The sequence below is a fragment of the Methanoculleus sp. UBA291 genome (assembly GCF_002499755.1).
Taxonomy (GTDB): domain Archaea; phylum Halobacteriota; class Methanomicrobia; order Methanomicrobiales; family Methanoculleaceae; genus Methanoculleus; species Methanoculleus palmolei.
The window spans coordinates 2126-2390 of sequence record NZ_DANC01000057.1 but is presented as its reverse complement, the minus strand read 5'-3'; the positions used below and the strand labels follow the sequence as shown (position 1 = coordinate 2390).

Here is a 265-nt window from a genome sequence, read left to right as displayed (position 1 = left end):
TATCGGGTGCCGTAAACGGCGCCCCTTGTTCTTCGGGAAACCGGGAAGCAGACCATGACCCTAGAACGCAGCCTCACTGTCGCCGCAAAAGAGTTCTCCGACCTCTTCACGAGCCGGCGGTTTCTCCTGATCTTTGCCCTGTACCTCATCATCGCGGTGGTCGGTATGGCTCAGGGGCTTGAGCGCTACGATTACGCCCTGATTTCGTACAACGACGCGTTGCAGGCGGCGGACGAGTACCGGGCCCTGCAGGAACTCGGGGCCT

1 pseudogene is annotated in these 265 nt (G+C 60.8%); it reads left to right on the top strand.

Annotated elements, in window-relative coordinates:
* Window positions 1-54: 54 nt before the first annotated feature.
* Window positions 55-265, top strand: a pseudogene (locus BP737_RS13530) (hypothetical protein); the annotation flags it as partial.